The 24,331-nt window shown below is 64.2% G+C and carries 19 protein-coding genes, 2 tRNA genes, 1 pseudogene and 1 riboswitch; of the genes and pseudogenes, 8 read left to right on the plus strand and 14 right to left on the minus strand.

Translation table 11 applies throughout. The features are described from left to right. The 7 genes and pseudogenes from GNZ21_RS04175 to GNZ21_RS04205 form a co-directional block, all read right to left on the minus strand. Positions 1-885, minus strand: a pseudogene (locus tag GNZ21_RS04175) (hypothetical protein); the annotation flags it as partial. A 111-nt stretch (positions 886-996) separates the two neighbouring features. Continuing rightward, positions 997-1,070, minus strand: a tRNA-Val gene (locus GNZ21_RS04180). A 39-nt stretch (positions 1,071-1,109) separates the two neighbouring features. Next, the gene (locus GNZ21_RS04185; protein WP_157321629.1) at positions 1,110-1,796 is read right to left on the minus strand and encodes an SDR family oxidoreductase; all 687 of its coding nucleotides are present in this window, start codon (positions 1,794-1,796) and stop codon (positions 1,110-1,112) included. A gap of 27 nt (positions 1,797-1,823) precedes the next feature. Then, on the minus strand, positions 1,824-2,492 hold the full coding sequence (gene tenA, locus GNZ21_RS04190; RefSeq protein ID WP_157321631.1) for a thiaminase II: 669 nt from the start codon (positions 2,490-2,492) through the stop codon (positions 1,824-1,826). Further along, positions 2,485-2,605: riboswitch (TPP riboswitch) on the minus strand. (Overlaps the previous gene by 8 nt.) Before the next feature lie 346 nt (positions 2,606-2,951). Further along, positions 2,952-4,421, minus strand: a complete 1,470-nt coding sequence (locus tag GNZ21_RS04195; RefSeq protein WP_157321633.1) for a DHA2 family efflux MFS transporter permease subunit — start codon at positions 4,419-4,421, stop codon at positions 2,952-2,954. 58 nt (positions 4,422-4,479) lie between these two features. Beyond that, positions 4,480-4,552 (minus strand) — tRNA-Thr (locus tag GNZ21_RS04200). 265 nt (positions 4,553-4,817) lie between these two features. Continuing rightward, positions 4,818-5,804: a thioredoxin domain-containing protein gene (locus GNZ21_RS04205; protein WP_157321635.1), complete on the minus strand. Its 987-nt coding sequence runs from the start codon at positions 5,802-5,804 to the stop codon at positions 4,818-4,820. Positions 5,805-5,929: 125 nt separating this feature from the next. Here GNZ21_RS04205 and GNZ21_RS04210 point away from each other — a divergent pair, with 125 nt between their 5' ends. From GNZ21_RS04210 to GNZ21_RS04220, 3 genes are all read left to right on the plus strand, one after another. Next, positions 5,930-7,441, plus strand: coding sequence for an alpha,alpha-trehalose-phosphate synthase (UDP-forming) (locus GNZ21_RS04210; protein ID WP_157321638.1), 1,512 nt, complete (start codon positions 5,930-5,932; stop codon positions 7,439-7,441). A gap of 257 nt (positions 7,442-7,698) precedes the next feature. Beyond that, positions 7,699-8,484 (plus strand): trehalose-phosphatase, encoded by a 786-nt coding sequence (gene otsB, locus GNZ21_RS04215; RefSeq protein WP_157321640.1) that lies wholly within the window; start codon positions 7,699-7,701, stop codon positions 8,482-8,484. A 47-nt stretch (positions 8,485-8,531) separates the two neighbouring features. Next, on the plus strand, positions 8,532-9,863 hold the full coding sequence (locus GNZ21_RS04220; RefSeq protein WP_157321641.1) for a DUF4032 domain-containing protein: 1,332 nt from the start codon (positions 8,532-8,534) through the stop codon (positions 9,861-9,863). Positions 9,864-9,867: 4 nt separating this feature from the next. On the opposite strand, the gene GNZ21_RS04225 is transcribed toward GNZ21_RS04220, so the two are convergent. Next, positions 9,868-11,235, minus strand: coding sequence for a sodium/glutamate symporter (locus GNZ21_RS04225; protein WP_157321642.1), 1,368 nt, complete (start codon positions 11,233-11,235; stop codon positions 9,868-9,870). After that, positions 11,228-12,376, minus strand: a complete 1,149-nt coding sequence (locus GNZ21_RS04230; protein WP_157321643.1) for an NAD(P)/FAD-dependent oxidoreductase — start codon at positions 12,374-12,376, stop codon at positions 11,228-11,230. Before GNZ21_RS04230 ends, GNZ21_RS04225 begins: the two co-directional genes overlap by 8 nt. A gap of 105 nt (positions 12,377-12,481) precedes the next feature. Here GNZ21_RS04230 and GNZ21_RS04235 point away from each other — a divergent pair, with 105 nt between their 5' ends. Then, positions 12,482-13,354, plus strand: coding sequence for a MurR/RpiR family transcriptional regulator (locus GNZ21_RS04235; RefSeq protein ID WP_157321644.1), 873 nt, complete (start codon positions 12,482-12,484; stop codon positions 13,352-13,354). Positions 13,355-13,387: 33 nt separating this feature from the next. Next, a complete protein-coding gene (locus GNZ21_RS04240) occupies positions 13,388-14,533 on the plus strand; it encodes an NAD(P)/FAD-dependent oxidoreductase (RefSeq protein WP_157321645.1) in 1,146 nt (381 codons plus the stop codon). On the opposite strand, the gene ctlX is transcribed toward GNZ21_RS04240, so the two are convergent. Together ctlX and GNZ21_RS04250 are read right to left on the minus strand one after the other, a co-directional pair. Then, complete coding sequence (gene ctlX, locus GNZ21_RS04245) at positions 14,527-15,645, minus strand: citrulline utilization hydrolase CtlX (protein ID WP_198345964.1); 1,119 nt, start codon at positions 15,643-15,645, stop codon at positions 14,527-14,529. The genes GNZ21_RS04240 and ctlX overlap by 7 nt on opposite strands. A gap of 1 nt (position 15,646) precedes the next feature. Continuing rightward, positions 15,647-16,699 (minus strand): ornithine cyclodeaminase, encoded by a 1,053-nt coding sequence (locus tag GNZ21_RS04250; protein WP_157321659.1) that lies wholly within the window; start codon positions 16,697-16,699, stop codon positions 15,647-15,649. A 112-nt stretch (positions 16,700-16,811) separates the two neighbouring features. Here GNZ21_RS04250 and GNZ21_RS04255 point away from each other — a divergent pair, with 112 nt between their 5' ends. After that, a complete protein-coding gene (locus GNZ21_RS04255; protein WP_157321646.1) occupies positions 16,812-17,243 on the plus strand; it encodes an Lrp/AsnC family transcriptional regulator in 432 nt (143 codons plus the stop codon). Here GNZ21_RS04255 and GNZ21_RS04260 read toward each other — a convergent pair. Further along, a complete protein-coding gene (locus tag GNZ21_RS04260) occupies positions 17,205-18,026 on the minus strand; it encodes an IclR family transcriptional regulator (RefSeq protein WP_157321647.1) in 822 nt (273 codons plus the stop codon). The two genes, GNZ21_RS04255 and GNZ21_RS04260, sit on opposite strands and share 39 nt — an antisense overlap. A 67-nt stretch (positions 18,027-18,093) precedes the next feature. Between GNZ21_RS04260 and aceB the strand changes: the two genes are divergently transcribed. Next, entirely contained in the window at positions 18,094-19,698 is a 1,605-nt protein-coding gene (aceB, locus tag GNZ21_RS04265) for a malate synthase A (RefSeq protein ID WP_157321648.1), read from the plus strand. Here aceB and GNZ21_RS04270 read toward each other — a convergent pair. After that, the gene (locus tag GNZ21_RS04270) at positions 19,695-20,345 is read right to left on the minus strand and encodes a hypothetical protein (RefSeq protein ID WP_157321651.1); all 651 of its coding nucleotides are present in this window, start codon (positions 20,343-20,345) and stop codon (positions 19,695-19,697) included. The genes aceB and GNZ21_RS04270 overlap by 4 nt on opposite strands. A 106-nt stretch (positions 20,346-20,451) precedes the next feature. On the opposite strand from GNZ21_RS04270, the gene GNZ21_RS04275 reads away from it, so the two are divergent. After that, entirely contained in the window at positions 20,452-22,419 is a 1,968-nt protein-coding gene (locus GNZ21_RS04275) for an ABC1 kinase family protein (protein WP_157321653.1), read from the plus strand. A 50-nt stretch (positions 22,420-22,469) separates the two neighbouring features. On the opposite strand, the gene GNZ21_RS04280 is transcribed toward GNZ21_RS04275, so the two are convergent. Beyond that, a complete protein-coding gene (locus GNZ21_RS04280) occupies positions 22,470-23,513 on the minus strand; it encodes an NAD(P)-dependent alcohol dehydrogenase (protein WP_157321655.1) in 1,044 nt (347 codons plus the stop codon). Between the last annotated feature and the right edge of the window lie 818 nt (positions 23,514-24,331).

Below are 24,331 nucleotides of genomic sequence, written 5' to 3' on the forward strand. Positions count from 1 at the left end.
GACCGCGATGATCGAGGTCTCCACCTCCAGGGCACCGGCACCGTACCGGAACAGCGCCTCACCTAAGTCCAGCACAAAGTTGATGGTCTCCAGTTCATCACCGGCGCCGTGGAACTCTGCCTGCACAGTGTTCTCGAACGGGGTGCCCTGCAGCCGATCAATGATGGACTGCTGGTCGGTGACCGGCCGTTCGGTCTGCATGATCTTGTTGAACACATGCTGCGGGTTGACCCGACGGTCGAATACTGCGCGGTCGAACAGCGCAGCGGGTTTTCCCTGGACCTTCAGCTTGCCTTTGAACCAGGCTGGGCGCAGCACCGATAAGCGGCGGATGGGCATCGAGGGTGCGGTCACCGGCAGGGGGACCGGCCCGGTGCTGGGCGATCCCTCTGAGATGCTGCCGGAGGTGCCCTGGCCGGTCATCGGGCCAGGTGGGGCGGGAGGTTCGATGGTTTCGGCCAGGGAGAAGTTGTCAGTATAGGTGTGGCGGACCGCCTCCGCCCCTGACTCCTCGGCCTCCTCAGCGGCTCGGGCCGCTGCCTCGGCATCGTACTCCTGCCACTCCAGGTTGGCGTCCTCGGCGGCTGCGGCCCAGGAGGCGGCGATGGATCCGGTGAGCGTCTTGACGAAACCCTCTTCCTCCTCCTGCTGGCCCGCCTCTGAAGGCCGCACCACTGGAATCAGGCTGGTGTCAGTGGGAACTTCGGAGACTACCGGGTCGATCGGCGCAGTGTGCTGAGCGCCGTCACTGCTGGCTCCGATGTCAGGTGCGGTGGCACCAGCCTTCCCCCCTGAAGTCGCAGCATCGCCACTCCCGGCGCTCAGCGCGTCGTGGTCATTGTTCCGCTGCGCGGAATCTGCTGAGTCTGGTCTGCGCTCAGGCATGGCACCTCCCACAACTAGCCAACCACAACTAGACCCACCGAAGTGGGCCTGCTGGGTGAAATCAACGTAAAACCTGAGATTCAGGCTGCTGGGGCAGAGTGCCCCGATGCGTGGATCCGAATGGACTCGAACCATCGACCTCACGCGTGTGAAGCGTGCGCTCTAACCAACTGAGCTACGGATCCGGGAACCTCAGAATCTTAGCACTGAAGATCCTGAGTTTCCTAACTGATGGCCTCAGCGATAGGGGACTCCCCGTCGAAGAAGTTCACAGTCTGGCGCACCGCCGCACCCTGCGCCAGGACATGCCGGATCACCTCGGCCACGTTCTCCCGCGAGGTCTCCGTGGCAGCCGGACCATCCTGTGAGCTGGCTGCAGCGCCCGCAGCGTCAGTGACCAGGATCTTCCCGCTGGCCGGCTCGGCGGTGAGCTTTCCGGGGCCCAGAATGGTGTAGTCCAACTCGGTGCCGCGCAGGTAATTGTCCGCATGGTGCTTAGCCTCGGCGTAGGGGTAGAAGCTGCTCTGCGGGTCCAGGGTGTGGATATCGACCTCGGAGCGGGAGTAGGAGACCATCACATAGCGCCGCACCCCGGCTTGGGCTGCGGCGTCCATAGTGCGCACCGCGGCCTGGTGATCCACTGCTTTGGTGCGTGCTGGATTTCCGCCCCCGGCACCTGCGGAGAAGACCACCGCCCAGGCCCCTGCGAACGCCTCGGCCAATGCGCTGGTATCAGCGACCTCGATGTCCAGGACCACGGGGGCAGCCCCAGTGGCCGCGACCTCCTCGGCATGATCCGGATTGCGGATCAGCGACTCCACCCGGAACCCGGAATCGACCAGTTTGGGGGCCGCGAGCAGGGCAATCTTGCCGTGCCCGCCCACAATGACAATCTTGTTCTGCTCACTCATACTCAGCACAACAGAGACGCCGCCCGACTATTCCTCGGCAGCAGCCAGATCCAGGCCCATCTGCCAGAACGCCGCCTCCATCCGGGTGGCAGTGGCGAAGATTTCGGCCAGTCTGGGGAACCGTGCCGGGGAGAGGTACCGGGCGCCCAACTGATCAATATAAGCAATCGCCTCATCGGCCAGCCGCCGGGCATCCTCAGAGGAGTACTCGGCGACCCACTCCGCATAAGGGTGCTCCGGGTTCGCCTCCAGCGCCGGCTTCAGCCGGGCACCGATCTCGGCGTAACCGATCACGCAGGGGGACAGCGCCACATGCAGGTCCAGCAGGTCCCCCTGCATCCCGGTGTCGAGCACATAGCGCGTATAGGCCACAGTGGCCGGCTGCTCGGCGGTGGCGGCCATCTGCTCGCGGCTGATTCCCCAGCCCGCGCAGAGCCTGACATGCAGCTCGGTCTCCTCGATGGTCGCCTGCAGCCCGGCCTGCCCCTTGGCCAGATCCTCGAAGCTGTGGCCCTTATACGCAGCCAGCCCATAGGCGCGCGCGAACTGGATCAGGAACAGGTAGTCCTGGATCAGATAGTGGCGGAATGCCGGCTGGGGCAGGTTTCCGGCCCCCAGCTGCTGCACGAAGGAATGATGCGTGTAGGCGGCCCAGTCATCGGCCGCGGCAGTCTTCAGCTCATCGAACAGAGTCATGCGATTCCTCTCCCTACGGCGGTTCAGGGCGTATCCCCTAGCCGCATCAGGTTCATTGGGTCCCACGCGCTCGGCGTGATCTCAGCTCCCCAGGAGCACCCCACGGACGCATACGACGCTATCAGAGAACGGTTCAGCATGATGCCCGTCACAGTCAGCGCGCATCACCCCAGGTCAGAGTACGACGACGCCCCAACCACCACCAGCTGCCCATATTTTCGCAAGCAAGGTGTTGCTTAATAGGAAAAGCCCTGGATAAGGTAGGGATCACTTGGGTGCGACACAGTGAGCCAGACTCGCTGTCAGGGGACCAGCTCGGTGCGGGCTGGTCCCCTAATCTTTAACGGCCCACACCTGGCCGAGCACCGCTGTTCTCGGCTTAAAGGCGGGGAAAACGGCGGGAGAACCCATAAACGGCGGTGCTCACCGGTGGGGCGGTGCGGCGGTGCGGTGCGGCGGTCAGTGAGAGGGGGCGGCGGAGGCAGGCCCCGGGGCGGCGGCGTCCTCTGCGGGGGTGGCGCGCAGGGTCAGCCCGAGCAGGAGAGTGCCGATGCTCATGGTGGCGGCTACTCGGAACGCGATGCGGAAGCCTTCCAGTGCGGCCTCATCCGGGGTAGCTCCCTGGGCGGCGGCCATACCCGAGCCGATCCCCACGGTGGCCACCAGGGCAGCAGTACCGATGGCGGCAGCGAGCTGCTGCAAAGTGTTCAGCACCGCCGAACCGTGGGAGTACAGCGGCTGCGGCAGCGGGTTCATCGCGGTGGTGAAGGCAGGGGTGAACAGCAGAGCCAACCCCCCGGAGAGCACCAGGTGCAGCAGCAGCACTAGCCACAGCTCGGTCTGCGGACCCAGCAGGCTCATGCAGAACAGTGCGACCACCAGGATCACCGCACCAGGGGCGACCAGCGGGCGGGGGCCCACTCGGTCGTAGAGCCGGCCCACGAAGGGGGCCAACAGTGCCATCAGCAGTCCGCCGGGCAGCATCAGCAGACCGGTGGTCAGGGTGTCCAGTCCGCGCACCGACTGCAGGAACAGCGGCAGCAGGATCAGCGCACCGAAGAGCGCGATCATCATCAGCAGCATCATCAACAGGCTGCGGGTGAACATGGCGTACTTGAACGGTTTGAGGCTCAGCAGGGCCGAATCAGACTTCTGCAGCCGGACCTGCAGCAGCGCGAAGGCCGCCAAGCAGAGCACACCGATCACCAGCACGGCGATGGCCACGGGGTCCACGCCGGGGCCCTCGGCCGCCACCTCTACATCCTCAGTGCCGTGCCCGCCGCCGATCTGACTGATCCCGTAGACCACACCGCCGAACCCGGGCACCGCCAGGATCAGCGAGGGAATGTGGATTCCGCGCTCGGCGGCCCCGGGGTCCTTATTCAGCCGCGGCCGGCCCAGGAAGAGGGCCAGCAGCGCGATCGGCAGAATGGTGAGGAACATCCAGCGCCAATCGGCCACATGCAGGATGAACCCGGAGAGCGCCGGCCCGGTGGCTGGGGCCACTGAGATCACGATGGCGATATTGCCCATCACCACGCCGCGGCGGCGCAGCGGGACCAGGGTGAGCACCGTGGTCATCAGCAGCGGCAGCATGATGGCGGTGCCGGCGGCCTGGACCACACGTCCGGCCAGCAGGAAGTTGAAGCCCGGGGCGGCAGCGCAGAGGGTGGTGCCCAGAATGAACAGGGCCATGGCGGTGGTGAATACCCCACGCAGGCTGAAACGCTGAATGATGTACCCGGTGGTGGGGATAACCACGGCCAAGGTCAGCATGAAGGCGGTGGTCAGCCACTGCACCGTAGGTTCAGAGACCTGGAACTGCTGCATCAGCGGAGTCAGCGCCACGTTCATGATGGTCTCGTTGAGAATCATCACGAATGCCGCCACCAGCAGCGCGCCGATAGTCAGCTTATCGGCAGTGGACATCCGCTCGTCATGGATTCCAGGCAAGGTGGGCCTGGGTGAAGAACCTGTGGGATTCAAGAGCCCCCTGCCGGGTTCGAACCGACGACCTGCTGATTACAAATCAGCTGCTCTACCAGCTGAGCTAAGGAGGCTTGTCAGCACCAAAAGACGACGCCACAACCTCACCATACTAGCCCCGAGCCCCGCTCTCTGACCAACTCGGCGTGGCGGCCGGCGCGGGAAGCGCGGCGCGAGGAGCGCGGCGCGGGATGCGCGGCGCCAGCGTGGTGCTGGGTGCACGGTTACCAGTGCGCGGCGCGGGAAGCGCGGCGCGGCGCAGGATGCACCGTCCGGACCTCTGGGGGTGCGACGCCGGCCCCCGGCGATCAGCACCCAGCGCAGGGCACAGGCAGCCGCTCAGTCCTCTTCAGTCTCCTCGGCGGCGTCGTCCTCGTCTTCCTCTGCGTCCTCGGCAGGCTCGCCGTCCTCGGCCTCGGACTGCTCCGGGGCCCCCTCCTCATCGATCTCCTCGAGGTCCTGTTCATCGATGCCCAGCAGATCCTCGCCGGTCTCGTCCTGATACTCCTGCACCGCGGCCATGATGAGGTCACCGGTCTCCATATACGGCTCGGCCAGCTGGTCATCCACCCAGATCAGCGGGGTAGCGGTGGCGCCGTTGGCGGTAGCCAAGGTGGTGGTGTAGTTGACGAATGCCCGGTAGGTGCCGTCGTCAATGCACTCGGAGATGTTCACCCCGTAGTCGTTCTGAGCACGGCTGCTCAGTTCATCATTGGAGTAGTCAGCACCCTGGGCACGCTCGGCAGTGATAGTGCCCAGAAAGTCGAAGTAGTTCTCCGGAGACTCATCCGCCATGCAGGCAAAGGCGTTGGCGGCCCGGGCGGAGTAGGCGGTTTGGAAGTTCACCGAACGGTACTCCAGGGTGATGGCCCCGGCGTCGAGCCACTGCATGAGCAGCCCGTGGTAGGCGGACTCAAAGCTGCCGCAGGCCGGGCAGCCGGGGTCGGTGTAGATGATCACATGCGGAACCTGACCCTCCTCGCGGGGCTGCACCCCGGTGGGCAGGCCATCAGCGCCCTCGCCTATCGGCACCTCCTCGAGCTCCTCGGAGTCGACCCGGCCCAGATCCTCGCCCTCGGCCAGCTCGGTGGAGGAGGTCAGTACAAAGCCGCCCTGTTCATTGGCTGCAGCCGGTGCATCACCCTCGGTGTAGCTGCCGGCATCCTCCCGGGTGAGCACCCAGAAGGTCAGCCCGATGACCACCACCAGTGCCACCGCCACTACGCCTAGGCGCAGCATCAGGGACTGCATCTTCTGCTTGCGCTCCTGCTCCTGCTGGAGCTTGCGGGCCTGTTCGCGCGCGCTTGCGCCGCCGTTGCGTGCCATAAAGAGTGACTCCGTTTACTGATGAGGCCAATAGTTCAAAAATGAAGAGCAACTAACAGGGTACCGCTTGTTTACGAGACCAGCGCGGTACAGTGAAGTGAAGAGTCGAAAGGGGCGCAGAACCGATGTCAGAAACAGCTGAGCAGGGCCAGTACCAGACCGGCTATGAGTTCGTGGTGGTGGCCAATCGCCTGGCGGTGAACCGGATCACCACGCCGGATGGTTCCACCGGCTGGCAGCGCTCTCCCGGCGGACTGGTCACCGCACTGGCCCCGATTATGACCAGTTCAGAGGGCGCCTGGGTGGGCTGGCACGGCGCGGCGGATGAATCTCTGGAGCCCTTCGACCACGAGGGCATGCATCTTCACCCGGTGGCGCTGAGCGAGCAGGAGGTCGAGTATTACTACGAGGGCTTCTCAAACGGGACACTCTGGCCGCTCTACCATGATGTGATCGCCCGCCCGCTCTTCCACCGCCACTGGTGGGACGCCTACCGCAGGGTCAACCAGCGCTTCGCGGAGGCGGCCGGCAAGGTAGCCGCCCAAGGGGCCACGGTCTGGGTGCAGGACTACCAGCTGCAGCTGGTCCCACAGATGCTGCGGGACCTCCGCCCGGATGTGAAGATCGGATTCTTCAACCACATCCCCTTCCCACCTCCGGGGCTGTTCGCCCAGCTGCCGTGGCGGCACTCGGTGATGCGCGGGCTGCTGGGCGCGGACCTGATCGGGTTCCAGCGTGAGTCCGACGCCCGGAACTTCCAGCGCGCGGTCCGCGACCGGCTGGGCTACTACATCAAGTCTGAGCAGATCTATGTGCCGCTTGAGGATGAGACTGCTGCCCCCTTGGAGGGCTTCACCGCAGACCCGGCCCGGGGCACCGCACCGCGTCAGCTCTCCGCTCCGGAGGACGGCACTTTCCGCCGATCCGAGGCTAAGGCCTTCCCCATCTCCATCGATACCGACCGGATCGTGGAGCTGGCCAATGATCCCAAGATCATCGCCCGGGCTGCGCAGATCCGCGCCGAGCTGGGCAATCCAGAGCATATCTACCTCGGTGTGGACCGGTTGGACTACACCAAGGGCATCCGGCACCGGATGAAGGCTTATGAGGAGCTGCTCCAGGAGGGGAAGCTGCAAGTGGGCACCCATACCATGGTCCAGATCGCCAGCCCCTCCCGGGAGGGCGTGGAGTCCTACCAGCGGCTGCGCGATGAGATCGAACTGACTGTGGGCCGGATCAACGGCGAATTCGACACTATGGGCCACACTGCCATCCGCTATCTGCACCACAACTACCCGATTGAGGAGATGGTGGCGCTCTACCTGGCCGCCGATGTCATGCTGGTCACTGCCCTGCGCGACGGCATGAACCTGGTGGCCAAAGAGTATGTGGCCGCCCGCAAGGACGGCACCGGCGTGCTGGTGCTCAGCGAGTTCACCGGCGCGGCAGACCAGCTGCGCCAGGCTCTGCTGATCAACCCGCATGACATTGACGAGCTCAAGGCCGCTATGGTCCAGGCAACCCATCTGGACCGGGACAACGAGCGCAAACGGATGCGTTCGCTGCGCCGCCAGGTGGTCAGCCATAATGTGCAGCGTTGGGCCGAGGACTTCCTGCGCCGGCTTGACCAGCTCTAGAACGACGCCGCCCCAAGCTCATTTGCCCACCCCTGCCCGAGCTGCACTGCCCTCCGCCCGCGCCCCAGCCCGAACTGCACTGCCCCGCCCGTATCCACCCCGTGTCTTCCGCCCGAGCCGCTGCCCGATCCGCTGCGTCTTCCCACCACCTCCAACCGTTGAGTGCGCAGTCTGTGCAGTACTTTCCGGTGCTGGGGGCCGAAAAGCTGCACAGAGTGCGCACTCGAAGCCGATACCCCGAATCAAGGAGATCTCAGATGACTCAGAACACCTCCCTGTCACCTGAACTGGACGCCGCCCTGGCCGAGTTCGCCGCCCAGCCGAACCTGCTGGTCTGCCTGGACTTCGACGGCTGCGTCGCCGAGCTGGTGGCTGATGCCCACAGCGCCCGCCCGGTCCCGGAGAACGCCGCGGCGATCGAGCACCTGGCCGCAATGCCGGGGATCTCGCTGGCCTATGTCTCCGGCCGCCCGTTGGAGACCCTGCGTGAGCTCGCCGCTCCCCCTGAGGGCACTCTGCTCTTCGGCTCGCACGGGGCTGAGCGCTGGCTGGGGTCAGACTCCCCGGGACTGGAGCTCACCGCAGAGCAGCAGGCTGCCCGCACCCGCATCCTGGAGGCCCTGGAGGCCATCGCCGCCGAAGAGGAGGGCGCCTGGGTGGAGCATAAGCCTGCCGGAGGAGCCATCCATGTGCGCCATATCAGCGACCGGGCACTGGGCGAACAGGTGCTCGAGGCCGCCCGCGGAGCCCTCGCGGTGGTCGACGGTGCACACCTGAAGGAGGGCAAGCAGATCCTGGAGGCTGTGGTGGTGAAGTCCACTAAGGGCGAGGCAATTGATGAGCTGCGCAGGCTGACCTCCCCCGAGGCGGTGCTCTTCGCTGGTGATGACGTCACCGATGAGCATGGTTTCGCAGTGCTCCGAGACGGCGATATCGGGGTCAAGGTGGGCGAGGGTCAGACTAAGGCCGCCTACCGCATCCCCGAACCCCGGTCTCTTGCCGAGGTGCTGGGCAGAATCGCCGAGCTGCGGAACACCCGGTAGGGCTGGCGGCGTCGTACCCGGGGAGGTTTCCCCCTAGACTCTCTCCTATGAGCCCTGCTGCCGGTCTGAGTCTCACCGCCTCGGGCACCATTCCCCAGGAACTGCTGGATCTGCCCTGGCATCTGCCATTGGCGGGGTGGCCAGAGGATGTCCTGGCGGCCCTGCCCCGCGGCATCTCCCGGCATATTGTGCGCTTCGCCTATCTGGGCGGCTCAGTGATCGCCATCAAGGAGACCTCGGAGCGTTCGGCCCGGCATGAGTACCGGATGCTGCGCCAGCTCAACCGGCTGGGCGCACCCAGTGTCAAGCCGGTGGCGGAGGTGACCGGCCGCACCACTGAGGCGGGTGAGGAGCTCTCCCCCGCCCTGGTCACCAGGCATCTGAGGTTCTCGCTGCCCTACCGGGCAGTGTTCAACCAGATGATGCGCAAGGACACTCTGACCAGGCTGATCGATGCCCAGGCGCTGCTGATGGTGGAGCTGCATCTGCTGGGCTTCTACTGGGGAGACGTCAGCCTGTCCAACACGCTGTTCCGGCGGGATGCCGGGAACTTCAAGGCGTATCTGGTGGACGCCGAAACCGGGGAGCTGCATCCGAAGCTCTCGGCGGGGCAGCGCGAATACGATCTGGAGGTGGCCCAGGTCAACATCGCCGGCGAGCTGATGGACCTCATGGAGGGCGGGTTCGTGGACGAGGATGTGGATGCGCTGGCCACCTCCACCCAGTTCATCGACTCGTACCGCGGACTCTGGCAGGAGCTGACCGGGGACACTGCCTTCGACCCGGACCAGCGCTGGCTGATCGAGGAGCGCATCCGCCGGCTCAACGAGCTGGGCTTCGACGTGGAGGAGTACGATATTCGCTCGCCGCGCGATGAGGGCCATCTGCTGCTGCGCCCCAAGGTGGTGGAGCCCGGGCACCACCACCGCCGGCTGATGCAGCTGACCGGGCTGGATGTTCAGGAGAACCAGGCGCGCCGGCTGCTCGGCGAGATCGATGCCTACCGGGCTGCCACCGATCCGCACGGGGACGAGGCGGTGGCCGCCCATATGTGGACCCAGCAGGTCTTCCAGCCCACCATCGCCAAGATCCCGCGGGATCTGCGCGACAAACTGGAACCGGCTGAGATCATGCACCAGCTGCTGGACTACCGGTGGAAACGCTCAGAGGCCGAGGGGCGGGACGTGTCCCTGGAGGAGGCGCTGCCGAAGTTCATCGATGAGGAGCTGCGCGGTTACCGCGATGAAGCAGTGCTGATGGTCAACCCCACCACCGATGTGATCAAGCAGATGGAGCTGGGCGTGAGCCCCTCGAGGGAGGCAGAGGACGACGACGCCACCCCCGAGGACGATCAGGACGCCTCAGCCTGGTACGGCTGAGCAGTTAGGCACTTTCCTTCCGGACCGAGGGCTTCTGCCATATGCCCAGGAGCATGGCCAGTCCGATCAGCAGCAGACATGCCGCCAGGCAGCCGAGACCGATCCAGAGGTTTCCGTGCTGCGCCACCAGGATCGGGAACAAGGCGGTGATGATGCCCCCTCCGACGAACGGGCTGGTGAACGGCGCTCGCAGCGCAAAGCCCCGGTATGCGTTGGTTTTCATCTGGGGGTCAGCGGCCCGGAGCAGCAGAAGGCCCACGGAGACCACGCCCGTCATGGCCCCGAAGTTCACAATGCTGTTCTCTACCCAGTGCTCGCGGAAGATGCGTGGGCCGATGATGTAGAAGATGCCGATACTGAGCAGGGCCACCACAATCATGGTGGCCAGCAGCGCCACCCAGTTCTCCAGGACCACAGGGATGGAGATGGAGGCCACGGCCGCCACCACCAGGAAGTCCAGGGCAATGCCGGCAATGGAGTTCAACGTCGACTTGTCTACCAGCTTGTACATCGGAGTCGGCCTTATGGCCAGGTGCACGATGAGACCGCCGATCATGGCCAGCGGAAAGAGTGGAACCCCGGTGATGACCATATCCACGAAGTGCTTGAGCACATAGCCGATGATGATGGCAGCGCCGATCAGCGAGAAGTGGAAGGCTAGATTGTCCAGAGAGGCCTTGCGCAGTCGGCTGCGGGACTCCTGGGTGGCGGCGCTGTCCTTGAGAATGTCGCTGTCGGTCAGCACGGCGGTGCCGGTGTAGTTGACCAGATGCCCCCGGCGCGCAGCGATGTTGAGCATGATCATTCCGGCGATGATCCCGAACACCAACCCGAAAGTAGCCGCCCCAAGACCCAGCGAGCTGCCATCCTGCCAACCGAGATCCTGGTATGCCTCCTCCATGCCGGCGGCTGTGCCGTGCCCACCGGGCCAGGAGACCTCAAAGATGGTGGAGAACAGCGCATTAGTGTTGAAGAACGGCTGGAAGATGAAGAAGGTCATCAGCGCCGGGACCGCAATGATGGCGAAGCTGGAGAAGTAGGAGTAGAAGATATGCGGTCCCGCCTCTTTGGCAGCCTGTTTCACCCCGGGCAGCTCCTGCCCAAGAAGCATGGGGGCGAAAACGATCGCGATGAGCAGGCCGGCGAGCGCGCCCCAAGTAGAGGTCATGTCCCCGGGGACCACATCAAGAGCGTGCGGGCCGAGACTGAGTCCGAGAAGGCCACCGATGAGGGCAGCAGGTATGAAGAACTTGCGCAGACCTGGGATGAGCAGGCGCAGCACCACGCCTACCAGCAGCAGCAGTCCCAGGATGCTGATCGAAACCAGCAGGGAGTTGAGCATGGCTCCGTCAATTTCCGTGATGTCAGGCATCACGACCTCCTAAGGTAGGAATTCTTGCGAGTGATAGAGGGGCAAGTTCAGGGGTGTATTCCCCGTGCAGCAACAGATGGGCGATGTGCTTCGAGGCCGAAGGGACCAGGGCCCATCCGTGCCCAGACCAGCCGGCCGCCGCGTAGACGTGGTCGGTGAGTGCACCGATCAGCGGCACCTGATCTACGGCCACAGACTCAGGCCTGCTTGCCTGGCCCTCGACCAGGGTCAGCTCGCCGAGTTCTGGAAAAACTGCGGTCAGCTGTTCAATGTTCCCGGACACGGCTGCTGGGTCGAGTTCGCCTCTGCCGGTCTGGGGATTGTGCCTACCGCGCCATCCCCCGGAGAGCATGATGATGTCATCCTGGAGGATTTTGACCGACAACGCCCGATCATCATGGCCGGTGAGCAGAGGGATCTGGGCAGGCTCGGCGGCCTTGAGGAACAGGGCCTGGGGGTAGATGGTCCACAGCGGGAGGCTGCGTCCGGCGGCGGTCTCGGCAAGCCGCAGGACTCCACTGTTGGCAGCGAGCAACACCGCGCGGGTGGCGGTGAACTGTTCGCCGGATGAGCTGAGCGCTGTTGCTCCGGCAGCCTGGGGGCGAACTTGGGCAACGAAGGTTTCTTCGGTGATGGTGACCCCAAGCCGACGTGCCGCAGCAGCATAGGCGGCAGTTGTCTCGGCCTGCGAGGCGACCCCGTCCAGTGGGGCATAGAGCCCCGCCCTCACCTCTTGGGAGATACCAGGGAACACTGACTGGATCCGCTCTTGGTCCCATTTTTCGGTGGGGATTCCGAAAGCGGCCTGGGCTGCCGCATGCGCCTCGGTTGAGACCAATCCGCCGGAGACCCCCACCACTTCCCGTTCGATCAGGCTTACTCCGCCTGTCCGCTCATAGCCGGTGGAGGCTCCCAGCTGTTCCCCCAGCTCGGGCCAGAGATCATAGGCCTGCCTCATCAGCGGAAGTTCGCGAAGGTCTCTGCGGTTGGCACGCACACCCCGCTTGCCCGGACCACCCGATGCTCCCTCTGCTATGTGCCCGGCCTCGAGCAGCTGCACCGAGGCTCCTGCGCTGGCTAGGTGGTAGGCCACAGCACAGCCATACGCCCCGCCGCCGACGATGACGAACTCTGCTGCCATACATGCCTCCAAAGAATGTGCTGTGTGAGCCAGAGCATAGCGTAGGAAAACCTCCACTGAATGTCAATGATGAAGAAAACGCTTCACTCTGTCAGAATCTAAGGTATGCCGAACCAGAACCCCCGGAAGCGGCCGGGCACACCAGATCTCAGCCGGCAGGAACGCCGTGTCTCAGCTCTGGCTGAACAGGACCCGTTTCGCTTCGCCACCAGCACGGCGGCCGAGATTGCAGAGCTGACCTCTACGAGTGAGGCCACTGTGGCACGCGCTGCGCGCAAACTGGGATTCTCGGGGACTAAGGAGATGAAAGCCTCCTGCGCAGCTCGAGTAGACAGCTCCCAGAGTCTGGGCGCGGTGATCCGCACTCGCCTGGAGAGCCTCCCCTCCGGCGCCTTCGCCCCTGAGCAGGATACGTCTCATACTGTGGCCAGTGCAGTGCTCACCTCGGCCGCGGACCTGCTGATCCGCCTCAACGACACCCTAGAACCCGCCCTCATCTCCCATACCGCTGAGGCTTTCGTCTCGGCAAGAAGGGTCAACGTCTACGGTCTCGGCACGGCCTACCGCATCGCCCAGTACTTCTGCCTGGAGCTCGAGCGAGTCGGCGTAGATGCACTGCCGCTGACGGGCGCGACACACACCGCAGCGGACAGCATCCCCCGCATCGGCCCCGAGGATGAGCTCGTCATTCTGGCGCCCCTGTTGATCTTCCCCGCCGTGGAGCACTTCACAGAGATAGCGCTGGAGCGGGCCCGATCCGTGACTGTCATCAGCCAGGACCGGCTTCCGCAAAGCTTGACCGACCGTGTACAGCACATCCAACTGCCCAGCACCACGGCTGGGGCAGCCTCGGAGTCTGTGACCGCCTGGGCGCTGTGCGACGTGCTGATCGCTGAGATCGCCCGCCGCAATCCAGAACGCGCCATCGAGACACGCAACTACGTACAGCAGCTGCGCGAGCGCTTCTCCGCGTACTGAACCCCTGCCACCACCACGCCTTATGGAGGATCTATGAAAACTATCGTCGTCGGAGCTGGGATCGTCGGGGTCTCTGTGGCGTACTCGCTGCTCAACCGCGGGCATGAGGTCACCCTGGTTGAGGCGGAGGAGGTCGCCGCCGGCACTACCTCCACCAGCTACGCCTGGATCAACAGCCATAAGAAGCACCCGGAGAGTTACCACGCGCTGAACTACGAGGGCCTCAAGCACTGGACCCATGTGGTCTCCGCACAGCATCCCGAAACGGTCCTGCTGCACGGCCACGTGGAGTTCGCCGTAGACCATGGGCACCGGACCACGCTGCGGCAGAGACTAGAGCGCCTGCAGTCGCTGGACTACGCCGCCCGCTGGATCACACCGGAGGAGGCGGCACAGCTGACACCGGTGCAGGTTCCTCAGGATGCGCTTGTGGCACTGTTCCCCTGGGAGGGTCATGCCTATCCTCAGCAGCTGGCGGCCTCCCGGGTGGCGGAGATGCGCCGGAGCCCGGACTTCTCGCTGATCATCGACCCGGTGACAGCCATCACCCGCGCCGAGGGCAGGGTCGGGCTGCGCTCCGGCACGCAGCTGCAGGGCGACGTGGTGGTCCTGGCAGTGGGCAACTCCACCACAGAGGTGGCCGCCAAGGCCGGCATTCAGCTCCCGATGGTGCCCAAAGAAGTAGGCGGCGCCGCCTTCGGCTACCTGGCCTATGTGCGAGCCCCCGATCACGGACTGCAGGGCCCAGTCACCAGCGACCACCTGAACCTCCGTCCCAACGGCGAGAACGGATTGATTCTGCAGGCTCTGGACCTTGACGCCACCGCCGACCCCGCACTGACGCCGGCACCTGAGATCGCCGAGGAGTTCATCGACCGCCTGCAGGCCCTACTCCCGGCGGTCAGTACCGAGCTGGAAGAGGTTCGGGTGGGCCACCGGGTCATTCCCGGCGACGGGTTGACTGTGGCTGGGCCTGCCACAGAGGAGCCGGAGAACCGGCTGTGGATCGCCGTTACCCACAGCGGCGTAGTGCTGGGGCCATGGTTGGGTGAGGCTCTGGCTGAAGAAATCAGCACCGAACAGGCCAACCCCCTCTTCAGGGACTTTCGGCCTACCCGCTTCGCTTCCGCGGAGCAGACCCCCGCCTATGCGGCACCGCGAAACCCTGGCGATCAGTAGTCGAGCCGCGGCGGCAGGTGGATGCCTGCGAGCATGCAGCGCACCGAGCCTCCCGAGGCCTCAATGGTAGAGACATCGGCGGTAAGGATCCGTGTGGTGCCGCTGATGGCCTCCACCTGATCCGGCCGCAGTGCGGCCAGCGCCGTGGCGGACATCGCCAGCAGCGGCCCCTCGGCTCCGCTGAGCTCCAGGGCATTACCGGCAAAGCGGGTCACCTGCTCCTCAGTCAGCTCCACCACGGTCCGGCCCGAGTCGCGCAGCGATCCCAGCAGCCAGTCGCGCTGGGAACGTTCGCGGATCATCTCGGCGCCGATCAGGACCACGTTGGGTCCCACGCTGAGCATGATGTTGGTGTGGAAGACCGGAGTCCCACGGCGGTCCACGGCATCGAACTGCACCGGTTTCAGACCCAGCAGGCGGCAGTACTGCCGGAACAGTCCGGGGCTCAGGCGGTTGGACCGGCAGGCGTAGGCCAGTCCGCGCTCATGGTCGATCACCACCGAGCCGGTGCCCTCAAGGAACTCACCGCGCTGCTCAGCCGCGCTGAGGTCGAGCACCTCGCTGACTTGGAAGCGGGCACGGAGCTGGGTGACGACGTCGTCCCTTCTCTCCTGACGCCGGTTGGGAGCAAACATGGGGCACAGAACTATTCGGCCATCGGGATGGGTGGTGAACCAATTATTGGGGAACACACTGTCCGGGCTGAGACCGAGCTCATCCTCAATGAGCACCACGGCCACCCCTGCCTCGGTGAGCTTCTCAGCCAGTCGGGTGGACTCCTGATAGGCACCGGCTGCGAGGCTCTCATCGTCCACGACGCTGCGCTGAAAGGCATTGTCAGCCGCAGTCTCCGGGTTGACCCGGAACCGGTGCGGCCGGACCATCAGTACAGCTGCTGGTCCCGCCGGCGCGTGCACGCCGCGCTCGGCTCGCCACGAGGTGGCCCGCACAGCCGTTCCGGCTCCACGGGTCCCCAACCTCGCGGTTCCCGTCCGGCTTGCGCCGGACTTCACACCTGAAGTCGTCGCCTGCCGCTCCTGATCCGCGGCGTCGCTGCGCTTGCCGCTCACCGCAGTACCCGCCAAAGGGGCCGAGAAGGTCTCAGCAGTCATCTCAGCTCACCGGTTTCAGGGAGTTGACCATGGAGAACAGGTCCTTGGGATCCTCCGGGTCGGCGATCAGGTCGATATGAGTCTGCAGCTCAGTGCCCAGGGTGGCGTCCCGCAGGTACTTCAGGGCGGCGAAGTCCGCGATCGCGAAGCCCACTGAGTCGAAGATGGTGATCTCCTCATCGTTGAGCCGGCCAGGCTGGGCCCCGGTGAGCACCTGCCAGAACTCCACCACGGGGAAGTCCGCCGGCATCTGCTGGATCTCACCCTCAATGCGGGTCTGCTCGGGGAACTCCACAAACACGCGGCCGCGGGTGAGGATCCCCGGATCCAGTTCGGTCTTTCCCGGGCAGTCGCCGCCGACGGCGTTGATATGCACCCCGGGGACCACCTGGTCGCTGTGCAGGATAGTATTCTGCGCCTTATCCGCGGTGCAGGTGGTGATGATGTCGGCCCCTGCCACAGCCTCAGCGGTATCCGATGCCTCATAGATGCTGAAGCCCAGGGGCTGCAGGTTCCGGCGCAGCTTCTGTACAGCCGCTGGGTCCACGTCATAGACGCGCAGCTGCTCGATGCCCAACAATCCGCGGAAGGCCAACGCCTGGAACTCGGCTTGGGAGCCGGCCCCAATCATCGCCATCACCGCAGAGTCCGGCCGGGCGAGGCGCTTGGCCACCATCGCTGAGGTGGCGGCAGTGCGCAGAGCTGTCAGCAGCGTCATCTCGGCGAGGAAGGTGGGGTAGCCGTTGTCCACAGCGGCGAGCATGCCGAATGCGGTAACGGTCTGGAAACCACGGGCCGGGTTGAAAGGGTGCCCGTTGACGTATTTGAAGCCGTACTCCTCATTATCCGAGGTAGGCATCAGCTCGATGACGCCGAAGGGCGTGTGGCTGGCTACCCGCGGGATCTTGTCGAACTGCTCCCAGCGGGCAAAGTCCCGCTCCAGGTATGCCGCCATACCGGTCATGATCGGTTCCACGCCTTCATGCTGGATCCATCGGGTCATGTTCTTCACATCTACAAACTGGGGCACAGCCGGCCTCTCTCTTCGGTGCATCTGCTGGAACAGCACCAGACTATGGATTACGATGTGCATCCGAAATAGGCAGAACGGTCCAATTATGATCAGCACTCGGTCAATGTGACACCATAGGGTTACCATAATGATCATGGAGCAGATCTCTGACCTGGACCGGCGGCTCATCTCAGAGCTGCGTAGAGACGGCCGCGCCCCGGTGGCGGCGTTGGCAGAACGTCTGGGTGTCTCCCGCGCCACGGTGACCAAACGGATTGAGAAACTCACTGCCGCGGGGGTGATCGTGGGCTTCAGCGTGCGGATCCGGGATCCCCAGGAAGTGGGCGAGGTGCGCGCAATCAGCCTGATTGAGCTTTTCGGCCGGGCCACCAGTCAGGTGATCACCGAGCTGCGCGGCTATCCCGAGATCACCGCCCTGCACACCACCAACGGCGCCTGGGACCTGGTGGCCGAGATCTCGTGTCAGGACCTGCGCACGTTCGATGCCCTGCTCACCAGGCTGCGCGGGGTCAAGGGGATTATGAACTCAGAGACCAGCCTGCTGCTCAGCTCCGTGGTGCGCTGAACGCCTGCCGAGCTTGCGGCCAATCTCTGCTGCGGTGCGGGTCATCAGCGGAACAGCATGCCGGATGAACGCGTCATCCATCCGCACAGTGGGCCCGGAGACAGACAGCCCCATTCGAGTAGGTCCCTGCGGAACCGGGACGGCCAAACAGCGCACGCCAAGCTCCTGCTCCTCATCGTCAATCGCGTAGCCCTGAGCAGAGATCACCGGGAGCTGGTCCAGCAGGGCCTGCGGCTTGGTGAGCGTCTTGGGGGTCATGGCCTGCATCCCGGTGGAGCGCAGCACCTCGCGCACCCGGTCACTGGGCAGGGTGGCGAGCATCGCTTTGCCCACTCCGGTGGAGTGCAGATAGGCCCGGCGCCCCACCTCGGTGAACATCCGCATCGAATGCGGGGAGGGCACCTGGGCGATGTAGACCACCATCTCCGACTCCATGGCGGCCATATTGACGCTCTCGCCCAGCTCAGCCACCAGTGATTGCATCTGGGGCACGGCCAGGCCACCGAGCTGCCTGGTGGCTCCTTCGCCCAGCGGTACCAGATTCGCTCCCAACGCGTAGCGTTTGTCAGGGAGCTGGTGGATCACCCCGAGATGGATGAGCGTATGCAGCAGTCGATGCACGGTGGGCCCGGCCAGCCCAGAGGCAGCCTTGAGCTCACCTGCGGTGGCACTTCCTTCACACTTCACCAGGGCGTCCAGCAGCCCGAAGGCGCGCTCAATCACCTGTACGCGCTGCGGGTTGCGCCCCTGGTTTGAGTCCGTATCGCGGACTAGGTCTTTCATAGTGTGGATTCTATGACATAGAAATGTGTGCATCACCAGCTAGTCCCAACTTCGCGAAGGAGCAGCCATGAGCATCACCGTCAGCAAACCCTATGAGGTCGCGGGAACCGAGACCATCATCACCGATGAGGCCCTTCAGTTCATTGAAGAGCTGCACAATAAGTTCGCCGGTACTCGGGATGAGCTGCTGGAGAACCGCAAGTCCGCCCAGGCCCAGGCTGCTGAGGCGGGCACCATGGACTTTCCTGCCGAGACTGCTGATGTGCGCAACGGCGACTGGACCGTGGCCGAGCAGCCTGCCAGCCTCGCCGACCGCCGGGTGGAGGTCACCGGCCCTCCTGCTCCGGCGAAGATGGCCATCAACGCCCTGAACTCCGGGGCGAAGGTCTGGCTGGCCTGCCTCGAGGACGCGCTCTCCCCCTCATGGCGGAACCTCATCGACGGCCAGAAGAACCTCTACGAGGCCTCTCGCGGCACCCTGGAGTTCACCTCCCCGGAGGGCAAGGAGTACACGCTGCGCGATGACATCACCCTGCCGGTGATGGTCATCCGGCCCCGCGGCTGGCACCTGCCGGAGAAGCACATCGAGGTCAACGGCGCCCCGGCCGTCGCCTCCCTGGTGGACTTCGGCCTGCACTTCTTTCACAACGCCAAGGTGCTGGCCGAGAAGGGCATCGGTCCCTACTACTACCTCGCCAAGCTGGAGCACTATAAGGAGGCTCGGCTCTGGAACGAGATCTTCAGCTTCGCCGAGGAGAAGCTGGGAATCCCGCACGGCACGGTGCGAGCTACCGTGCTCATCGAGACTATCCCGGCAGCCTTCCAGATGGACGAGATCCTCTATGAGCTGCGCGATCACGCATCAGGGCTCAACGCCGGCCGCTGGGACTACCTGTTCAGCCTCATCAAGTACTTCCGCGCCTCCGGCTCTGAGTTCGTGCTGCCGGACCGTGCCCAGGTCGGCATGACTCAGCCGTTCATGCGCGCCTATACCGAGCTGCTGGTCAAGACCTGCCATAAGCGCGAGGCTTTCGCCATGGGCGGTATGGCAGCGTTCATCCCCAACCGTCGCGAGCCCGAGGTCACGGCCAAGGCCATGGAGAAGGTCCGTGAGGACAAGTCTCGCGAGGCCAATGACGGCTACGACGGCTCCTGGGTGGCCCACCCGGACCTGGTGGACCTCTGCTCCGAGGTCTTCACCGAGGTGCTGGGCGAGAACCCGAACCAGATCAGCCGCAAGCGCGACGACGTTGAGGTCACTGCCGCCGATCTGCTCAATGTAGGGGCCGCTGAAGGTGAGGTCACCGAGCAAGGCGTACGCACCAACCTCTATGTGGCGGTCTACTACACCGCTATCTGGCTCTCCGGCAACGGTGCGGTGGCCATCCACAATCTGATGGAGGACGCCGCCACCGCAGAGATCTCCCGCTCCCAGGTGTGGCAGTGGATCCACAACGGCACCACCACTGCCGACACCGGCACTCAGATCACCACTGGTCTGGTGGACAAGCTGCTGGCCGAGGAGGTGGAGCGTCTGCGCGGGGATATCAATGACGACGACGCTTTCAGCAAGTACTTCGAGCCGGCTGCCGGCATTGTGCGGGATCTGGTACTCGACACCGAGAACTACCAGGACTTCCTGACCCTGCCGGCCTACGAGATTCTGAACTAGAGTCCTTCATCCTTGAAGAGGCGCTCATCGGGATCGGTGAGCGCCTCTTCCAGTAGCGCCCGGTTGCTCTTCAACGCCTGCAGGTCCTTCTTCACCACCTGATCGCGGGTCTTGGCCACTGCCTCGGTCATCAGACCGACCTGCGCTTTGAACTCCTCGGCATGTTTGGGCTTGGCCGAGTCAGGAAGTCCCAGGAACAGCTCCAGGGTCCGGGGCAGATGGTTCGTAATGGTGTGGAATACGGCGTCCTGCTGTTCGGGTGCACGGTCCAGGGTCTCCCACCGCTGGACGATCTCCTCCAGGCCCACCAACATCATCCGCAGTTGGCCGTGTGTGGCCGGCGGGAACTGATGGGTGCGGTTGCGCACTGTGGCCTCAATCTGTCTCAGCTGTGCTGTGAGCGATTCCTGTTGCGTGCTCAGCTGCGCTGTTCTGCGCTCAAGGCTGAGCTCCCGGCCGTACATCATCCCGTAGGTCCCGGCCGCTGCCGCACCTCCAACGACCGCGCCCGCTGCGAAAGCCCAGGGGCTGGGCAGCATCAGCACTAGCAGGATGACGAATCCGATCAGGAAGGCGGCGGCAGAGGCGGAGAGTTTGATCCTCTGCTGTTGTCTGCGCCGCTCCGGCGTGGGGCCTTCGACTGTCACGTCCCCACCTTATCGCTGGATGTTGGGGATCAGCTTGGCACGGCAAAACCGCTGATCAGCGGGTATCCAGGGAGGCTCCCCAGGTAGACTGCCTGCAGGAGCTGCTATGACTGAGACCTCGCTGGTGATCGCCCTCTCCCTGGCCGCCGCGCTGGGGGCAGCTGCGTTGGCGCTATCCACGCGTCGGATACTGGGCACCCGGACCGGGCTGCTGCGGACCCTGGTGGCAGCTGTTCTGTCCGTGATCAGCCTCTGGTTGCTGGGGCTGCTCTTTGCCCAGCCGCTGGGGCTGGTGGACTCTCACGGTAGTTTCAGCGGCTCTGCTGCAGCAGTGATCATCTCGGCACTGCTGGGGATCCTCTGGCTGCATGTGGCTGCAGTGCTGGTGTTGGTGGTCATGGAGGCGCTGGCGCCCACGGGGTCCCTGCCGTCTCTGCCGCAGCTGGTCCGCATTCTCTATGAGCGCGTGCGCAGAGCCCGCCGACTGGCCCAGCTCGCCAAGATCATGTCTTCCTCCGGCCTGACCCGGGTTCTGCAGGTGGGACCGGCACACCAGGAGTTCACGGATGCAGTGGTCCGGGCGATCAATCGCTCCGGGGTCACGTTCATCAAGTTGGGCCAGCTGCTGGCGACCCGCCAGGACCTGCTGCCGGAGGGTCTCACCAGCGCATTGGCCCGGCTGCAGACTCATGCTGATCCAATTCCGGCTTCCACAGTGCGTGAGGTCATCCGCAATGAGCTCGGCGCCGACCCTGAGACCATTTTCAGCAAGTTCAGTGAGGAGCCGCTGGCCGCAGCCTCGGTGGCTCAGGTACATGAGGCGGTGACCCGTGAGGGGGTGCCTGTAGTGGTCAAGGTGCAACGGCCCTCGGCCCGCGCCCAGGTGCGCGACGACATTGAGGTGCTGCACCATGCGGCGGCGTTGGCGGAGCAGCGGTTCGCATGGGCGCGGAGCATGTCCCTGACTTCGATTGTGGATGAGCTCATGGAGACGGTCCGTCAGGAGCTGGACTACCGCCAGGAGCTGAGCAATACTCTCGCACTGGAGGCGGCATTGGCTGATCTGCACTACATCGGTACACCGCAGCCGTTCCCTCAGTTCACCACCTCACAGGTGCTGGTGGTGGGCAAGCTGCAGGGGGTGGCGCTCAGTGAGGCGGCAGACCGGGTCGGTCAGCTGGACCAGGATTCCAGGGAGCTGCTGGCCGATGATCTGGTGCGTGCGCTGATCGAGGGGATCTTCGTCAAAGGGGTGTTCCACTCCGACCTGCATCCCGGCAACATTATGCTGCTCGATGACGGCAGACTGGGGCTGCTGGACTTCGGCTCTATCGGTGTGCTGGACTCCGAGGTGCGTCAGGTCCTGGCTACTCTGCTCTACGGGATTGTGCACGACGACGCCGTCACCGCCACTAATGCGTTCGTGCTCGCCTTCGATGTGCCCGAGACAGTCGATCATGGCCAGCTCCAGCGGGATATCGGGCGGGAGATCGCCTTGGTCCAGGGCCGCCAAGGTTTGGATTCCGGGCTGTTCGCCCGGCTCTTCAGCTTAGCCCGGGCCTATGGGGTGGGCATCCCATCGGGAGTCACAGCGGCGTTCCGCAGCCTGGCCGCGGTAGAGAGTTCACTGATGATGCTGGATCCGAAGATGTCTCTGCTTGAGGCAGCCAAGACCCGGATGGGCACTATTTTGCGGAGGCTGAACGCTCCCGGGCGGCTTGCTTCTCAGGCGCTGGGCAGCGCGGCGGTGTCGGCGTCCATCGCGCGGCGACTGCCGATGCGGGTCGAAGAGGTCAGCTCGGCGCTGGCGGAGGGGCGCCTCACTATCGATGCCCGGCCCTTTGCAGATGATTCGGACCGTAGGTGGGTACGCGGCCTAGTGGATGATGCGATCGGTGCTGCAGTGGCGGTGGCTGCGCTCATCGTTTCTGCGATGCTGCTGACTGCTGATATCGGCACCCCAATTGCGGGCGCGCTGACCCTCTACGATGTAGTGGGAGTGCTCTTCGCCCTCAGCGGCAGCGTCTTAGCTCTGCGTGCGATCATCCGCGTGTTCCAACGCACCAACAGCTGAAGCAGGTCCCGGCTCTCAAGCCGGGTATGCCTTGGCCGGCCGGCAGGCCTCTAGAGGTGCGGGGTCACCACGGCCCGGCCGGAAATAGTGCCCTCCTCGAGGCGAGAATAGGCGTCAAGCGCCTCCTCGAGGCTGAAGCGCTCCACTTCAGGCTTGATCTGGCCGGCTTTGTACATGTCGACCACTTCGTGAAGCTCTTCGATGGTGCCCCAATAGGTCGTGAGCATCTCTGCCTCATAGGGGGTTGAGTAGAAAGTCCAGGGGACCTCCACATCGCCGATGCCGACAACAGTGACCCGTCCCTGGACGGCTACCACCTGTTGGGCAAGGGACACGGTTGGCGTTGCACCGACCAGGTCGAACACGGCGTCTACCCCGCGGCCCCCAGTGAGCTCACGGATTCGTGCCGCCTGATCAGCTCCGGCCGGCACCGTGACCGCACCGGCAGCCTCAGCACGCTGCATGGCATCTTCGCGCAAATCAGTGGCGATCACAGTGGCACCGGTGAGAGCCTTCAAGATCTGCACTCCGGCCTGGCCTAGACCCCCCAGCCCGATCACAAGCGCAGACTTCCCTCCCCCAGAGAGCTTCGGCAGGGCGAGCTTGATGGCGTGGTACGGAGTCAGAGCAGCGTCCGCTAATGGAGCAGCATCTACTGGGTCGGCGTCACCAAGAGGAATGAGGTTACGTGCCGGGACACTTAGATACTCGGCCATGCCGCCGTCACGACCTAGTCCAGCAGCCAGGTACGGCATGGAAGCCTGGTTGGCACAGTATGTGTCCTGACCGCGGGAACAGGCGCGGCAGCGTTGACAACCGATGGGACCATAGACGAGGTACGCCTCGCCCTTTTCGAAACCGGTGACACCAGGACCCAGCTCTTCAATCCATCCGGAGTTCTCGTGGCCGAGGATGAAAGGCGGAGGCAGCTTCACCACCCCGTCGGCGGTGAATTTCCGGTAGATCGACACGTCAGAGTGACAGGCTCCAGCACCTGCTACCTTCAGCAGCACCTCCCCGGGGCCGGGAGTAGGGCGGTCGACGTCAGTCAGTGACGGGAAGGTCTGGTACTTATCGAAGACAACGGCACGCATGAACGATCACTCCTTGTACTTCGTCTGCCGGCGAGGCCGGATCGCCTCATGCACAACTCTACCCGCAGCCCCGGGTTTTGATAAGACCGCTGGACGACTCCAGCGCTATCCACACTCCTACTGCACCAGGACCAGAATCGGATGTCTCCCTGACTAGGAGCCGTGAGCGTCCTCTAGCTGAGTGTATTCTGCTCTTACAGAATCTATGGTCGGGGTGACAGGATTTGAACCTGCGACCTCGTCCAGTCGATACCAGCTTCGCTCACTCCCTCGTAATGACGCTGATTTTGCTTGTTTCCCGCTTGATCGCGGGCTTCACGGCCAGCTTATCGGCTCATCGCAGTTCCCCGTGATTCCCGGTGATTCCTACCGGCATCCGTACACAAACCGTACACACGCGGCGGAACGGCGGAACCCGCACGAGTTGCTGTTGTATGCGGTTCGGTCCCGATCACTGGACTACAGCTCGATTTCCACTGGCACCTGAACCGGTGTATCTACCTGTGTGGCGATAGGCGTATAGAGGTCGATACCCTCTTCCTCCGTTTTGAGCGAAACAACAAGGGAGTACCTGACGGACGGTCAACACGGTCCCGGCGGCTGTTGTTCTTCCACCAGCCACCCACTGGGTATATGGCGATCTTGCCCGTATCCGCGAGGTTCGCTGCTGATGTCTCCCAAATGTCTTGATGCAGTGAACCCTGGTGGCGCTGATTTGGTCCAATAAACCAGTCCACTCCGCCAGAGCTAGTGGTGTGTGTCTCGTAAATAGTTAAGCGGTTGGGTTGTAGAATGAGGTATGGCTCGTTCTGCTGCCC

This window comes from Nesterenkonia alkaliphila, from assembly GCF_009758175.1.
In the GTDB taxonomy this organism is placed as follows: Bacteria; Actinomycetota; Actinomycetes; order Actinomycetales; family Micrococcaceae; genus Nesterenkonia; species Nesterenkonia alkaliphila.

What these genes read in the sequence shown, in the direction of transcription:
- GNZ21_RS04185 (WP_157321629.1), bottom strand. Translation starts at nt 1,796, where the DNA reads ATGAGTGAGCAGAACAAGATTGTCATTGTGGGCGGGCACGGCAAGATT.
- tenA (WP_157321631.1), bottom strand. Translation starts at nt 2,492, where the DNA reads ATGACTCTGTTCGATGAGCTGAAGACTGCCGCGGCCGATGACTGGGCC.
- GNZ21_RS04195 (WP_157321633.1), bottom strand. Translation starts at nt 4,421, where the DNA reads ATGTCCACTGCCGATAAGCTGACTATCGGCGCGCTGCTGGTGGCGGCA.
- GNZ21_RS04205 (WP_157321635.1), bottom strand. Translation starts at nt 5,804, where the DNA reads ATGGCACGCAACGGCGGCGCAAGCGCGCGCGAACAGGCCCGCAAGCTC.
- GNZ21_RS04210 (WP_157321638.1), top strand. Translation starts at nt 5,930, where the DNA reads ATGTCAGAAACAGCTGAGCAGGGCCAGTACCAGACCGGCTATGAGTTC.
- otsB (WP_157321640.1), top strand. Translation starts at nt 7,699, where the DNA reads ATGACTCAGAACACCTCCCTGTCACCTGAACTGGACGCCGCCCTGGCC.
- GNZ21_RS04220 (WP_157321641.1), top strand. Translation starts at nt 8,532, where the DNA reads ATGAGCCCTGCTGCCGGTCTGAGTCTCACCGCCTCGGGCACCATTCCC.
- GNZ21_RS04225 (WP_157321642.1), bottom strand. Translation starts at nt 11,235, where the DNA reads ATGCCTGACATCACGGAAATTGACGGAGCCATGCTCAACTCCCTGCTG.
- GNZ21_RS04230 (WP_157321643.1), bottom strand. Translation starts at nt 12,376, where the DNA reads ATGGCAGCAGAGTTCGTCATCGTCGGCGGCGGGGCGTATGGCTGTGCT.
- GNZ21_RS04235 (WP_157321644.1), top strand. Translation starts at nt 12,482, where the DNA reads ATGCCGAACCAGAACCCCCGGAAGCGGCCGGGCACACCAGATCTCAGC.
- GNZ21_RS04240 (WP_157321645.1), top strand. Translation starts at nt 13,388, where the DNA reads ATGAAAACTATCGTCGTCGGAGCTGGGATCGTCGGGGTCTCTGTGGCG.
- ctlX (WP_198345964.1), bottom strand. Translation starts at nt 15,645, where the DNA reads ATGACTGCTGAGACCTTCTCGGCCCCTTTGGCGGGTACTGCGGTGAGC.
- GNZ21_RS04250 (WP_157321659.1), bottom strand. Translation starts at nt 16,699, where the DNA reads ATGCACCGAAGAGAGAGGCCGGCTGTGCCCCAGTTTGTAGATGTGAAG.
- GNZ21_RS04255 (WP_157321646.1), top strand. Translation starts at nt 16,812, where the DNA reads ATGGAGCAGATCTCTGACCTGGACCGGCGGCTCATCTCAGAGCTGCGT.
- GNZ21_RS04260 (WP_157321647.1), bottom strand. Translation starts at nt 18,026, where the DNA reads ATGAAAGACCTAGTCCGCGATACGGACTCAAACCAGGGGCGCAACCCG.
- aceB (WP_157321648.1), top strand. Translation starts at nt 18,094, where the DNA reads ATGAGCATCACCGTCAGCAAACCCTATGAGGTCGCGGGAACCGAGACC.
- GNZ21_RS04275 (WP_157321653.1), top strand. Translation starts at nt 20,452, where the DNA reads ATGACTGAGACCTCGCTGGTGATCGCCCTCTCCCTGGCCGCCGCGCTG.
- GNZ21_RS04280 (WP_157321655.1), bottom strand. Translation starts at nt 23,513, where the DNA reads ATGCGTGCCGTTGTCTTCGATAAGTACCAGACCTTCCCGTCACTGACT.